At 69.5% G+C, this 14,111-nt stretch carries 10 protein-coding genes; 4 read left to right on the top strand and 6 right to left on the bottom strand.

Going from position 1 to position 14,111, the window contains the following annotated elements; all coding sequences use genetic code 11:
• Positions 1–28: 28 nt before the first annotated feature.
• Positions 29–1,726 carry a right-handed parallel beta-helix repeat-containing protein gene (locus CCK91_RS01650; RefSeq protein ID WP_133059908.1) on the bottom strand — a complete coding sequence of 566 codons (1,698 nt, stop codon included), beginning with the start codon at positions 1,724–1,726 and terminating at the stop codon, positions 29–31.
• Between the two features lie 132 nt (positions 1,727–1,858).
• On the bottom strand, positions 1,859–3,631 hold the full coding sequence (locus CCK91_RS01645; protein ID WP_086472580.1) for a right-handed parallel beta-helix repeat-containing protein: 1,773 nt from the start codon (positions 3,629–3,631) through the stop codon (positions 1,859–1,861).
• Between the two features lie 89 nt (positions 3,632–3,720).
• Between CCK91_RS01645 and CCK91_RS01640 the strand changes: the two genes are divergently transcribed.
• Positions 3,721–4,869, top strand: a complete 1,149-nt coding sequence (locus CCK91_RS01640) for an acyltransferase family protein (RefSeq protein ID WP_086472579.1) — start codon at positions 3,721–3,723, stop codon at positions 4,867–4,869.
• Here the strand turns inward: CCK91_RS01640 and CCK91_RS01635 are convergent.
• Positions 4,866–5,948, bottom strand: a complete 1,083-nt coding sequence (locus CCK91_RS01635) for a hypothetical protein (RefSeq protein WP_086472578.1) — start codon at positions 5,946–5,948, stop codon at positions 4,866–4,868. The genes CCK91_RS01640 and CCK91_RS01635 overlap by 4 nt on opposite strands.
• A gap of 10 nt (positions 5,949–5,958) precedes the next feature.
• Positions 5,959–6,429 (bottom strand): NUDIX domain-containing protein, encoded by a 471-nt coding sequence (locus CCK91_RS01630; protein ID WP_165766961.1) that lies wholly within the window; start codon positions 6,427–6,429, stop codon positions 5,959–5,961.
• A gap of 97 nt (positions 6,430–6,526) precedes the next feature.
• On the opposite strand from CCK91_RS01630, the gene CCK91_RS01625 reads away from it, so the two are divergent.
• Positions 6,527–7,531: an aldo/keto reductase gene (locus CCK91_RS01625; protein WP_086473115.1), complete on the top strand. Its 1,005-nt coding sequence runs from the start codon at positions 6,527–6,529 to the stop codon at positions 7,529–7,531.
• A 243-nt stretch (positions 7,532–7,774) separates the two neighbouring features.
• Here CCK91_RS01625 and CCK91_RS01620 read toward each other — a convergent pair whose 3' ends face one another.
• Positions 7,775–11,248, bottom strand: coding sequence for a bifunctional proline dehydrogenase/L-glutamate gamma-semialdehyde dehydrogenase (locus CCK91_RS01620; RefSeq protein WP_086472576.1), 3,474 nt, complete (start codon positions 11,246–11,248; stop codon positions 7,775–7,777).
• An 89-nt stretch (positions 11,249–11,337) separates the two neighbouring features.
• Here CCK91_RS01620 and CCK91_RS01615 point away from each other — a divergent pair, with 89 nt between their 5' ends.
• Both CCK91_RS01615 and CCK91_RS01610 read left to right on the top strand, forming a co-directional pair.
• The gene (locus CCK91_RS01615) at positions 11,338–12,228 is read left to right on the top strand and encodes a LysR family transcriptional regulator (protein ID WP_079003772.1); all 891 of its coding nucleotides are present in this window, start codon (positions 11,338–11,340) and stop codon (positions 12,226–12,228) included.
• A 197-nt stretch (positions 12,229–12,425) separates the two neighbouring features.
• Entirely contained in the window at positions 12,426–13,295 is an 870-nt protein-coding gene (locus CCK91_RS01610) for an aldo/keto reductase (protein ID WP_086472575.1), read from the top strand.
• 114 nt (positions 13,296–13,409) lie between these two features.
• On the opposite strand, the gene CCK91_RS01605 is transcribed toward CCK91_RS01610, so the two are convergent.
• Positions 13,410–14,105: an ABC transporter ATP-binding protein gene (locus CCK91_RS01605; RefSeq protein ID WP_086472574.1), complete on the bottom strand. Its 696-nt coding sequence runs from the start codon at positions 14,103–14,105 to the stop codon at positions 13,410–13,412.
• Positions 14,106–14,111: the final 6 nt, after the last annotated feature.

Raw genomic sequence — 14,111 nt, 5'->3', positions numbered from 1 at the left:
CTCGATTCCCGAGTGCCCGCCCGTCGGTTCAGCTGAGGGTCGTCGACCGCCAGGTGCCCTGGTCATTTACCCAGAGACGACCGTTCCCGACGAGAATGTCGCCGGACTGGCCGCCCAAGGGCCGCGCAAGACCCATGTGCCGGGTGGAGAGGTAGCTCGTGTTCGGCTGCGCGTTCGTGTGGGGGGTGTTCGCGGATCCCCAGAGGTTGCCATGCACGAGCGATCGACCGGTGGAGCCGAAGGTGTCGAGCCCGAACTCGACGTCGCGAGCCACGTTGCCGGTGACCGTCACGCCCTCCTTGCACTGGTTGACCGCGACGGCGACGCGGACCTTGTCAACGCGGTTCCCGGACACCAGGATCGGTCCGTCGCCTTGATGCAGCACGCCGTACCCAGTCGTCGTTCCGCCCCCACTGATCGAGTTCCCACTGACCGACGCATCGACGGCGAGATAGGACGTCACCCCACCGACCGAACCGGAACCCGACGACACGGCGATCCGGTTCCCGGACACGACTGCGCGGGATGTCCGGTCGAGCGCGATGCCCGTCGAACAGGATCCTCCTGCGAGGCGGATCGTATTGTCAGCGACCACCGCGTCGGCAGCGCCGATGATGGTCCCTTTGTCGTCGTCTCGAGGCGCCGCGTAGAAGCGGATCGCAACCGGCACGTCACCTGCGACGTCGACGACGTTCGCCGCGATGACCGTCGCTTGCGTGCCGCGGAACACATAGACAGCGGCATGCTTGGGCTTCCACACAGAGCCCGTCGTGTCATCGTCAGCCCTCGTCCATCGGATCGTATTCCCGACGACGGAGACTGCGGTCGTGTCGCTCATCGCGATCGCCCACCACGTCGCATCTGAAACGGTGTTGGCGGAGACCACCGCGTGGCTCACCGCCTCGAGTGCGATGGAACGACGGAACGGCCCCGTCACGACATTGCCGTGGATTGTGACCATGGCATCGTGCCACGGTCCCGGGTCGGTCGAGAACGCATCGAGCCCTTCAGCGTGGATGCCGATCCGCGCATCCGTCCCAGGGGCAGCCGTGACGATGTTGTTGGAGACCGTTGCGCGGGCACCCCAGATGACGACGCCATCGCCGCGGTCCTCTCCGGCCTTGGATGGAGAGCCGGAACCGCCCCCGGCACCTCGGATGTTGAGGATGTGACAGTTCGTGACGATGGTGCCCTCGAAGTCGCCCGATGCATGGACGACGACGCCGTTCTGAAAGCCGTCGAGCGTCACGCCGTCGATGACGACGTCGTGCGCCAGGACCTCGATCCCGATGTTCCGGGTCCGTGCGCCCGCGTCGATGGGACCGGGGTGCGTCACGCGGATGTCCCGGATCGTGCTGCCGTCCGCTCTGAACGAGAGTGCCGCAGCAGCAGCGATACCGTCCACGAAACGGAGTTCACCTCCTCCCCTGAGATCGAGTCGTCGGTCGAGCCGGATCGTCTCATCCAGGGCGATGACATCGCCGCCTCGCACGATGACCGTGCTGCCGACGGGCACGGCGGCGAACCATGCCGCGACGGCGGCGGTGCTCACTGCGGCACCCGTCGGATCGATGCCCGGGCCCTCCAAGACCCACGCGCCGGAAGACGAGGACGACGCCGGGTCGGCGGCGGGCGTCGCGGCGTCGGGCGACGGCTCCGGTTGCGGCGCTGGTTCCCCTCCTCCACCGTCGAGATCGTCGGGCGACTCCGCAGGGGGATCGGGCACGGGCGTTGGCGGCGGGGACGGATCGGGTGGTACTTCAACCGCTCGCGGCCGGCCGGCCGGAAGGGGCTGTTCAATGTCGTTCACGCTGCCAATCTACTCATATATCAGTGGGTCCACCGTCTCGCCGCTGCGTCACTTCAGCGCGGTCCACCGCCAGGTGCCCTGGTCGTTCACCCAGAGCAGGCCGTTCCCGACGAGGATGTCGCCCGACCGACCTCCGTACGGGCGCGCGAGACCCATGTGGCGGGTCGAGAGGTAGCTCGTGTTCGGCTGCGCGTTCGCATGCGCCGTGTTGTTCGACTCCCAGCGGTTGCCCTGCACCACCGACGGCCCGGTCGTACCGAACGTGTCCAGGCCGTATTCGCAGTCGCGTCCCGTGTTGCCGACGATCGTCGCACCACCGGTGCAGTTGTTCACGGCGACCGCGACACGGATCCGGTCGATGCGGTTCCCCATGACGACGATCGAGCCGTCACCCTGATGCAGCACCCCGTACCCGTTCGAGCTCGCCGCCCCGACGATCGAATTGCCACTCACGACCGCGTCGACGGCCAGGTAGGAGATCACCCCGCCCACCGGACCGGTCGCGAGGCTCACAGCGATCTGGTTCCCGGACACCGTCGCGCGGACGGCGCGGTCGACCGCCACCCCCGTCGAACAGCTTCCCCCTGCGATCCGCACGATGTTGTCGGAGATGATCGCATCCGTCGCCCCGACCAGCTTCGTCTTGTCGCTGGGGAGCGTCGCCGGCTGCAGCACGATCGCAGCCGACGCGACCCCGAGGATCTCGATGACGTTCGCGGTGACCAGGGAGGACTGCGCACCCCGGTACAGCATGATGGGGCAGCGGAGCGGGTTCCACACGGAGCCGGGCGTCTGGTCCGCCGTCCTCGTCCAACGCACGGCGTTGCCGACCACCGAGGTCGGACCCGTGTCGTTGAGGGATATCCCCCACCACGTCGCATCCGAGACGGTGTTCGCGGAGACGACGGCGTGGCCGACACCCTCGAGGGTGATCCCCCGACGGAACGGTCCGGAGACGACGTTGCCGCTGATCGTGATCATCGAATCCAGCCAGGAACCCGGATCGACCGCGAAGTCGCCGAGCGACTCGGCGTGGATCCCGATCCGAGCGTCGGTACCCGCAGCCGCGGAGACCACATTGCCGACGACGGTCGCCCGAGCACCCCAGACGGCGATGCCGTCGCCCCGATCCTCCCCTGCTTTCGAGTCGGACCCCGAGCCGCCGCCGGCGCCCCTGATGTTGAGCACGTGGCAGTTCGTGACGATGGTGCCCTGGTATTCACCGAACGGGCGGACGACGATGCCGTTCTGGAACCCATCCACCGTGACGCCGTCGACCACGACGTCGTCCGCGTGGATGTCGATCCCGACGTTGCGCTCCGCGGCACCGCCGTCGATGGGGCCGGAGTACGTGACTCGGACATCCCGCACCGAGCTTCCGTCCACGATCAACTTGATCGCGGAGTCGGCGGCGAGCCCCGCCACGAACCGCAGTTCACCCCCTCCTCTGATGTCGATGCGTCGAGCGAGCCTGAGCGTCCCGTCAAGGGCGACGACGTCCCCGCCCCTGACCACGGCGGTCGCTCCGTCCGGAAGCGCCGCGAACCACGCCTTGACGGCCGCCGTGCTCACCACCGCACCGGTCGTGTCGATCCCCGGGCCGCCGAGCACGTGTTCGGCGGGCGCGACGGTGGCGGCGTCCGGTACCGCGTCCGGAGTCGACGGCTCTTCTCCGGTATCGGGTGACGGAGCCGGTTCGTCAGGACCCGGTTCCTCCGGACCCGGGTCATCGGCGGTCGGCTCTGGCTCCGGTGTCGTCTGAGGCTCGGCCGCGCCGCTCCGCCACCAGCCTGATCTCTCGCGTCGTGATGTCTTGTCCACAGCTCACACAGTACAGAGACATGAGGCACAAAAGCATCTTAAGATGAGTGTCTGGCGCGTTCACCGCCGCCCGACCATTCAGGAGCACCATGCCGTCACCCGCGAACCGCGCGACCTGGCCGGGCTGCCGACCGGCACCCCGCGTCGACCACACCGCCTTCGCCGGTGCCCGCGCCATCGCCGCCTGGTGGGTGGTGTTCTCGCACTCCGCGGACTGGCTGTTCTCCGTACTCCCCGAGCTCTCGTGGCTCGCGCCGTTGGCACACACCGGACTCGCCGTGGACGTCTTCTTCGTCCTGAGCGGCTACACGATCGCCCGGGCCTACCTGGATCGGCGCTGGACCTGGCCCGCTTACGGTCGCTACCTCCGGAACCGCGTGGCGCGCCTCTACCCGGCACACGTGGCCGTGCTCTCCGCCTTCGTGCTGCTCTGCGTCGGCGGGGCCATCGTCGGTGTCGCAACGGACGACGGAGCGTTCCCGCCCATCGGCCTCCTCGCCGAGCTCACCCTCACCCGCGCATGGTTCGGCGACGCACTCTGGTGGAACCCGCCCGCCTGGTCGCTGTCGGCCCAGTTCCTCGCGTTCATCCTGTTCCCGGTGATCGCCTTCGCCTTCCGCGGCCGGATGCGCGGCCCGGTCCCGGTGATCGCCCTCGCAATCGGACTCGTCTGCGCGACGACGATCGCAGCCGCTGTCGCGCCGTCGGCCATGAACGGCATGGCACCCCCAGCTGTCCGGGTGCTGTGCTGTTTCACGCTCGGCTTCTGTGTGGCGGAGTGGACGGCGGCCCTCCCGGCCACCCGACGAGCGGCGTGGGTCGCTGCGGGAGGTGCCGTCGGTCTGGTAATGGCGGCGATCGCACTCGAACCCGGAGCACCACGAGCCTGGGCAGCGATCACCTTCGCGGGGATCATCGTCGGAGGCCTGGCGGTCGCGAGTCCGCGCTCCACGGCGGTGCTGCGCAGTCGCCCAGCGCGCTTCCTGGGGCAGCTCTCGTTCTCCACGTACCTCGTGCACGTCTTCGTGCTCATCCTGCTGGCGAAAGCGATCACGCCGAGCGCCGTCGACGGCATGCCCCTCCTCCTCCGGGCCCCGATCATCCCGGTCTGGTGCGGCACGATCCTCACCGCGTCCTGGCTGCTCCACACACTCGTGGAGGTGCCGTGGCATCGGAGACTCGCAGCACCGCGGACGAGCCGGGCCACCCAAGCCGACGGATCGGCGACCGGTGCTTAGGCGTTCGTCCCCGACAGCGGGCGCCGCACCGTGCGGACGCCCCGCGCGACACGCTCGGGGAGTCGCAACGCAGCGCTGACGAAGGCGAGCACTGCCACGGCGAGCGACACCCAGAGTACGGACCAGGCGACCTCGGTGGGCGGGCCCAGCAGCAGCGACGCCGCCGCATCCCCGACGCCGCCGGGGATCGCGACCGACACCGCGAACACGAGGGCGAGTCGGGCAGCGCCGAGCAGGATGAGCGTCAGGCCCGCCGCGAGCAGGACGCCGATCGCAGCTCCGGCGACGGTCCGGCTCGGGTTGCGGCGCCCCAGCCAGAGCAAGATCACCCCGAGTGCGAGGAGCCCGATTGCGAGCCAGGGCGACCAACCCGCCGCCGTTTCGATCACCCGGATGCCATCGAGCACTGGCGCGACCTGCGATGCCGGGACGACGTCGACCACGCGGTCGACGTCCGGGATGGCGGCCGCGAAGCCGAACCCGGCGTCGACCAGCCAGGTGCGGGTCGCGGAGACGATCGGTCCCAACTGCACGCCCAGGCCCTGCTCGGCCGAGACGTCGATGACGGCACCCTGGGAACCGGAGACGCCCGCGACGAGCTGTTCATGCGTGACGCGGAGGGCCTCGGTCCAGGCGGTCGCGAACTCGGCGACGTTCCGGCGCAGGACCTCGCGCAGCGCATCCGCGGTGTCGCCGCCGATCGCGCCGAGCACTTCCGAGATCGCCGGCGGGAGCGAGAGGGTCGCCGCAAGGTCGGCCGGTACTGCAGCCGCCGCATCGAGATCGACCTGACTCTCCAGCGCGGCGAGCGCCTGGTCCCCCACGAAGGCTTGGACGGCGGGGTCCGTGGCCAGCGGGGCGAGGGTGTCGACGAACGCGTCGGTGTCGCGGAGCATCGTGTCCGCCCAGGTGCTGACGAGGGCGACCGGGATCAACAGGGCGCCGATCACGATCGCGACCGTGCCGAAGAACCCCCACGCGCCCGCTCCACGTCGGACCGGCTGCTCGACGGCCTCCGCCCGGAGCGCGTCGAAGGTGACGAAGTCGTTGCGGGCGTCGGACGACGGGTAATCGGTCACGCGCCCGAGTCTACGAGTCGGCGTCGTCCGGGCGTCTGGATCCGCGAGACCGCGCGATCGCCTCGACCGCCGCCGCCGCCGTGGACACGGTCACCCGTTCCGGCAATGCGTCGAGCGGGAACCACCGGAGACCGCCGTGCTTCTCCGGCTCTCGGAGTTCTGGCTCGCCGACGGTGTCCTCCGCGAGGTACACCGGCGAGATCCAGTGCTGGTGCAGCGCCTGCTCGAAATGGTCGACGACGCACAACAGCTCGATCGATCCGAGCTCGAGCCCGGTCTCCTCCAGTGCCTCGCGACGGACGGCGTCCTCGAGGCGTTCCATCCAGTCGACCTTCCCGCCGGGGATGCCCCAGGATCCGGCCTCGGGCTCGCGGAGGCGCTCGAGCAGGAGGATCCGACCCTCGCGGACGATCGCGACGCCACACCCGGACCGCGGGTGGGACACAGGCTCTTCAGCGGGTGGAAGCGTGGTGGACGACACGTGCTCACGCTACTCGACGCCGCATCGGCTCGGCCGTGAACGATCACGGTACGCTTGCCTCCGGCACCACGACGATTCGATGATGAAAGCGCAGACCATGCCCTACGAAGCAGCCGAAACCCGTTACGACGACATGACCTACCGCCGCGTCGGCCGCAGCGGACTGCGCCTCCCCGCGCTGTCCCTCGGTCTCTGGCACAACTTCGGCGAAGGCCGCAGCATCGAGGTCCAGCGGGCCATCGTGCGCCGCGCCTTCGACCTCGGGATCACCCACTTCGACCTCGCCAACAACTACGGCCCGCCCGCGGGTTCCGCCGAGACCGCCTTCGGCCGCATCTTCGCCGAGGACCTCGCCGCCCACCGTGACGAGATCATCATCACCTCGAAGGCCGGCTATTACATGTGGCAGGGGCCCTACGGCGAGTGGGGCTCACGCAAGACCATGCTGTCCTCGCTCGACCAGAGCCTCGCGCGCATCGGCGTCGAGTACGTCGACGTCTTCTACTCGCACCGCCCCGACCCGGAGACCCCGATCGAGGAGACGATGGGTGCGCTCGCGACGGCGGTCAAGCAGGGCAAGGCGCTGTACGCGGGCATCTCGAACTACTCCCCCGAGCAGACCATCGCCGCGGCGGCCGCGCTTCGTGAGCACGGCGTCCCGCTGCTCGTCCACCAGCCGCGCTACTCGATGTTCTCCCGCGAGGTCGAGGACGGCCTGCTCGACACCCTCGACGACCTCGGTCTCGGTGCCGTCGTGTTCAGCCCCCTCGCGCAGGGCATGCTGACCGACCGCTACCTCGGCGGAACGGTCCCGTCGGACTCGCGTGCGGCGACGAGCCACTTCCTCAACGAAGAGTCGATCACGGGCACCTACCTCGAGCGCGCCCGCGGCCTGCAGGCGATCGCGGAGGAACGCGGCCAGACGCTCGCGCAGCTGGCGCTGTCGTGGGTGCTGCGTCGCGACACGGTCACCTCGGCGATCATCGGTGCCAGCTCGGTCGAGCAGCTCGAGGGCAACTACGCAGCGATCCACCGCCTGGACTTCGACGACGCCGAACTCGCGCGCATCGACGAATTCGCCGTCCACGGCACACTCCGCTGACGCCACAACCCCTCCCCTGACCCCTTCCACCTCATCCCTAACTCAGGACAGCTCCGGCGTGTCGCGCCCATCCGCGTGCGCCCGGCGCCGACACACCCAGCTCGTCCTGAGTGAGGGACAAGACCCACGCGACGGGTCCTCCGTCCACAATTCAGGAGGACGTCGGCGCGTCGCGCAGAACGCCCCGGTGTGTCGGGATGACACGCCGGGGCGTTCCTGAGTTGCGAACCGCGCGGAGTCGGGTCAGATGAGGTCGTCCGAGAGGTGGTTCGGCGTGCCGAAGCGGTGCGCCGTGATCGAGACCGCCTGCTCCTGGAGGAACGGCAGCAGCTCGATGCGGCCGGCCTCGGTGACGTCGCCCGCGTAGATCGCGACGTCGGGGCTGCCGGAGGTCGCGTGGGCGACACCCTCGGTCGTCCCACCGATGATCCGGACGCGCGCGCCGGCCTTCGTCCCGACGAGCGAGGCGGCGGTGACGTACCAGCGGTCCTCGCTCTCGACGGTGATCCCACCGGCGATGGCCTCGACGGCCGGGACGAGCTTCGGCGGCAGCGCGACGGCGGACGACACGTGCACGGTCGCGCCTGCGGTCGCACCGGCGGCGACGACGCGGAGGAGCTCCGCGACCGAACCGCCGTCGACGAGACGCACGTGGACCTCACGCGGCACGTACCGGAACACGTTGCGCTCGGCGGTCAGCTTCGACACGTCCTTCGCGACCCCGAACTCGTCCGCCCACGCTGCCGCGTCGCTCGCGACCGACCGGCGCAGGAACGCGAACTCGTCGGCGCTGAGCACCGCGTCAGCGGCGCGCAGCAACGAGGCGACAGAAGGCTTCGGGCCACGGCGCTCCGCCGACCGACCGACGGTGCGCTCAGCCGTGCTCTCGGCGCTGGTCCACGAGCCGAGGCCGATGAGGTAGTTCGGGCCGCCGGCCTTCGTCCCCGCGCCGACCGCGGACTTCTTCCAACCGCCGAACGGCTGACGCTGCACGATCGCGCCGGTGATACCGCGGTTCACGTACAAGTTGCCCGCCTGGATGCCGTCCAGCCAGAGGCGCAGCTCGGCCGGGTTCAGGGAGTGCAGCCCGGCGGTGAGACCGTAGTCGATCTCGTTCTGGATGGCGATGGCCTCCTCGAGGGTCTCGGCCGTCATGATCCCGAGGATCGGGCCGAAGTACTCGGTGAGGTGGTACTCGGAGCCGCGAGCGACGCCGGCACGCACGCCGGGGCTCCACAGCTTGCCGCTGTCGTCGAGCTGCTTCGGCTCGACGAGCCACGACTCACCGGAGCCGAGCGTCGTCAGGCCGCCGAGCAGCTTGCCCTTCGCCGGCTCGATGATCGGCCCCATCTGCGTGGTCGGGTCGACCGGGTAGCCGACCTTGAGCGAGGTGACGGCGTCGACCAGCTGGTGACGGAAGCGGCGCGACGAGGCAACCGACCCGACGAGGATCACGAGCGACGCGGCCGAGCACTTCTGGCCGGCGTGACCGAAGGCCGACGCGACGACGTCCTTCACCGCGAGGTCGAGGTCGGCGCTCGGGGTGACGATGATCGCGTTCTTGCCGGACGTCTCGGCGAGGAGCGGGAGCTCGGGGCGGAAGGAGCGGAACAGCTCCGCGGTCTCGTAGCCACCGGTGAGGATGACGCGCTCCACCGCCGGGTGGGCGATCAGGCGCTCACCGAGCGAGTTGTCGGCCAGCTGCGCGAAGCGGAGCACCTCGCGCGGCACACCGGCCTCCCACAGCGCCTCGATCATGACGGCACCGCTTCGGCGAGCCTGACGGGCGGGCTTGATGATGACGGGCGAACCGGCGGCGAGCGCCGCGAGGGTCGAGCCGGCGGGGATGGCGACGGGGAAGTTCCACGGCGGGGTGACGACGGTGAGCTTCGCGGGGGTGAAGGTCGCGCCGTCCACGTGGTCGAGCTCGCGGGCGCGCTCGGCGTAGTAGTGGGCGAAGTCGATCGCCTCGGACACCTCGGGGTCGGACTGGTCGAGGGTCTTGCCGGTCTCCGACGCCATGACCTCCATGAGGTCGGCACGACGCCGCTCGAGGACGTCGCCGGCGCGGTGCAGGATGACCGCACGCTCGGCGCCGGAGAGCGAGCCCCACGAGGCGCCCGCTGCGGTCGCTCCGTCGATGACGGCGTCGAGGGCTTCGACGCTGTCGAGGATGGACGCGGCGACGGTGTCGTCCCCGAGCCGCGACTCGGCGACACGGGTGAGGATGTCGCGTCCCCAGACCCGGTTCGCGGGCAGCGAGGGGTCGGTGTCGGGGGTGTTCTCGAACGCGTCGACCGGAGAGGCCTCGGCCGGCTTCGTGCGGTCCTGCTGCCGGTTCGGCGCGGGGACGGTGGTGTCCAGCTCCGCGAGCGACGCGAGGAACCGCTGCTCCTCACGGGCGAAGAGGGTCTCGTTCTCGCTCAGCTCGAACACGGCGGACATGAAGTTGTCCTGGCTCGCGCCCTCCTCCAGGCGGCGGATGAGGTACGCGATGGCGACGTCGAACTCCTGCGGGTGCACGACCGGCGTGTAGAGCAGGAGCTCGCCGACGTCGCGCTTCACGGCCTCGGCCTGCCCCTGAGCCATGCCGAGCAGCATCTCGAACTCGACGCCGCGCTCGACGCCCCGCTGCTTGGCGAGCAGCCAGGCGAAGGCGATGTCGAAGAGGTTGTGGCCCGCGACGCCGATGCGGACGTTGTCGATGCGGTCGGGGTGCAGGGCGTACTCGACGACGCGCTTGTAGTTGGTGTCGGAGTCCTGCTTGGTCGACCAGGTGGCGAGCGGCCAGTCGTGGAGCGACGACTCGACCTGCTCCATGGGGAGGTTGGCGCCCTTGACGATGCGCACCTTGATGCCGGCACCACCGGCGGCACGGCGACCGGCCGACCACTCCTGGAGACGGATCATCGCGGAGAGGGCGTCGGGCAGGTAGGCCTGCAGGACGATGCCGGCCTCGAGGTCGCGGAACTGCGGGAGGTCGAGGAGCTTGGTGAAGACCGCGATGGTGAGGTCGAGGTCCTTGTACTCCTCCATGTCGAGGTTGATGAACTTCGCAGGTGTGGCTTTGGCGGCACGCTCGAACAGCGGGGTGAGGCTCGTGACGACGTGCTCGACGGCTTCGTCGAACGCCCAGACCGAGTGGGGGCTGACGGTCGACGACACCTTGATCGACACGTAGTCGACGTCGGGGCGCGCGAGCAGCTTGTGGGTGCCCTCGAGACGACGTGCCGCCTCACCTGTGCCGAGGACGGCCTCGCCGAGCAGGTTGACGTTGAGTCGGGTGCCGGGCGTCTTGATCTTCGCGATCGCGGGGCCGAGCTTCTTGTCGGTGGCGTCGACGACGAGGTGGCCGACCATGTTGCGGAGCACCTTGCGGGAGATCGGGATGACGATACCGGGCAGGATCGGGGCGAACGCACCGCCGCAGCGGACGGCGGCCTTCAGGTACCAGGGGAGGAACGCAGGCACCTTCGGGGCGATCGTCTGCAGGGTGCGGGCCGCGACGCGGAGGTCCTCCGGACGCACGACGCCGTCGACGAAGCCGACCGTGAACTCGAGGCCGGTCGGGTCCTTCAACACACCGGCGAGCTGCTGCGCGGAGGCGTCGGCGGGGATCGTCGAGGCCGTCTGGAGCCAGCGGCGGACGAGGGCGATGGCCTCGGTGGCGAGGGCGTCGCGGTCGAGCTGCTGCGTCGATGCAAGAGTGTCGGTCATGGTGCCAGTATCGGCGTCGGGACCAATAAGATACAGCGAAGGTTTTCGAACGATATCCATCGGTTGAGCCGATGGTTTTGGAGGGCACCGTGCTGGACGTCCGACGGCTCCGCCTGCTGCGCGAACTCAAGATCCGCGGGACGATCGCCGAGGTCGCCGCAGCCCTCAACTTCAGCCCCTCCTCCGTGTCGCAGCAGCTCTCCGTCCTCGAGCAGGAGACCGGTGTCGAGCTCCTGCGGAAGGTCGGTCGACGGGTGCAGCTCACCCCGCAGGCCGAGATCCTCGTGGGACACACGGATGCCCTCCTCGACACGCTCGAGCGCGCAGAAGCCGACCTCGGGGCGTCCCTCACGACCGTGTCGGGCACCATCCGCGTCGCGGTCTTCCAGTCGGCGGCGCTCGCGCTCATGCCGGCGGCCCTGAGCGCCATGCGCCGCGACCACCCGGACGTCCGCGTCGAGATGGTGCAGCACGAACCGGAGACGGCGCTGGCCGAGACCTGGGCGCGCGACTTCGACGTCGTCGTCGCGGAGCAGTACCCCGCCCACGCCGCCCCGCGGCACCCCGGACTCGACCGCCGTCAGCTCGCCACCGACCCCATCCGACTCGCGTGCCCGCCGGTCGCGAACGAGATCCACCCGGTCCTGCGCATCGAGGATGCGGCCGACCTCCCCTGGGTGATGGAGCCGCACGGAGCGGCGTCACGCCACTTCGCCGAGCAGTTGTGCCGCCGTGCGGGGTTCGAGCCCGACGTCCGCTACCAGACCGCCGACCTCCAGGCGCAGATCCGGCTGATCGAGTCCGGCAACGCGGTCGCCCTCATCCCCGACCTCCAGTGGGCGGGCGAGCCGGCCAGCTGTCGCCTCGTCGACCTGCCCGACCTCCCGCGGCGCACCATCTTCACCTCCGCGCGCGAGGCCGGCGTCACCCGCCCGGCGATCGTCGCCTTCCGCGCCGCCCTCGAGGACGCGGCGGCCTGACCCATCCCCGGTCCCTGAGCCTGTCGAAGGGCGGTCCCTGAGTAACACCCGCCGGTCCCTGAGCTTGTCGAAGGGCGCCCGTCGACAACCTCAGGAACCACCCTTCGACAGGCTCGGGGACCGAACGCAAGGGGGGTGCGCCTCCCAGCCGCCGGTGCTTGGCTGGAACTCCCGCATTCCTCCGAAGGAGCACCCGCATGACCGACACCACCACACGCCCCGCAACCGCCGCAGGCACCTTCGCCCTCGGCGGCGACCTCACCGTCAACCGACTCGGTTACGGCACCATGCAGCTGACCGGCGAGGGCGTCTGGGGCGAGCCCGACGACCGCGACGGCGCCATCCGCCTGATCAAGCGAGCCGCTGAGCTCGGCGTGAACTTCTTCGACAGCGCCGACGCCTACGGCCCCGACGTCACCGACACCCTCCTCCGCGAAGCGCTGCACCCCTACGACGACATCGTGATCGCGACGAAGGTCGGCCAGACGCGACAGGGTCCCGGCGAGTGGACGCCCACCGGCGTGCCCGCCTACCTCCGCCAGCAGGTCGAACTCGGTCTCCGCCGTCTCGCCGTCGACCGCATCGACCTCCTGCAGTTGCACCGGATCGACCCGACCGTGCCGTTCGAGGACCAGATCGGCGAGCTGCGCAAGCTGCAGGACGAGGGCAAGATCCGGCACATCGGCCTCAGCCAGGTCAGCGTCGCCGAGGTCGAGGCGGCCCAGAAGATCGCTCCGATCGCGTCGGTGCAGAACCTCTACAACCTCACCGACCGCTCCTCGGAGGACCTCCTCGACTGGTCGACCGAGCACGGCGTCGCCTTCATCCCGTGGTTCCCGCTGGCGACCGGCGCCCTCAGCAAGGAGGACGGCCCGCTCACGCAGCTCGCCGAGCGACACGACGCGACCCCGTCGCAGCTCGCGCTGGCCTGGCTGCTCAAGCGCTCGCGCGTCATGCTCCCGATCCCGGGGACGTCGAGCATCGAGCACCTCGAGGACAACCTGCAGGGCGCGACGATCGAGCTCACCGACGACGAGTTCGAGGAGCTGTCCGCCGTCTCGGAGTAGTACTCCCACCACCCTTCGACACTTCGACAGGCTCAGTGCGACGCAGCTCAGGGACCGGACCGCTGATCACTGAGCGGCCACCCGGTCACTGAGCTTGTCGAAGTGCAGCGCAGCTCAGGACCTGGTCGCCGGGTCGGCCGACGAGGCCGAGAGCGACGGGGCTCCATCGCGTTCTGCAGACAGGCCGAGGTCGAAGACCCGGTCGCATCGGTCGGCGACCCGCCGATCGTGAGTGACCACCAGCAGTGTCTTGCCGTAGTCCTGCTGTAGCGAGAGCATTTCAGCGACTGCGACATCCGCCAGAGCGTCATCGAGGGCTCCCGTCGGCTCGTCCGCGAGGATGAGCTCTCCCGGCTTCACGAGGCAACGAGCGAGCGCGACGCGCTGACGCTCTCCCCCGGACAGCGTCATGACCCGGTCGTGCGCGACCTGCCGAAGACCGAGTCGGTTGAGTATTTCCATGATCTGCTGCTCCTTCGCTCGTCGGCCGAGTCTCACAGCATGAAGACCGATCAGGACGTTCTCGAAGGCCGTCGAAGCACCGATCAGCGCGAACGACTGGAAGAGGTAGTTGATGTGGTCGCGGCGCAGATGCGACGCCGCCCGGCTGTTGATCCGTGGAAGCGGTGCGCCGCGGAACCGCACTTCGCCGCCGCTGCACTCGTCGAGGAGCCCTGCGATGTTCAACAACGTCGACTTGCCGGAACCTGACGGCCCCACGATGGCGACCGATTCGCCACGGTGGACCTCCAAGTCCACGCCGTCGAGGACGCGGCGTGAACCGTACTGCTTGGTCAGCTGGTCGATCATGAGCAG

This window comes from Plantibacter elymi (nom. nud.) (genome assembly GCF_900177795.1).
Classification (GTDB): domain Bacteria; phylum Actinomycetota; class Actinomycetes; order Actinomycetales; family Microbacteriaceae; genus Plantibacter; species Plantibacter elymi.
Note: the sequence above shows the minus strand (reverse complement) of the source record. Positions and strands in the feature narration are given on the sequence as shown.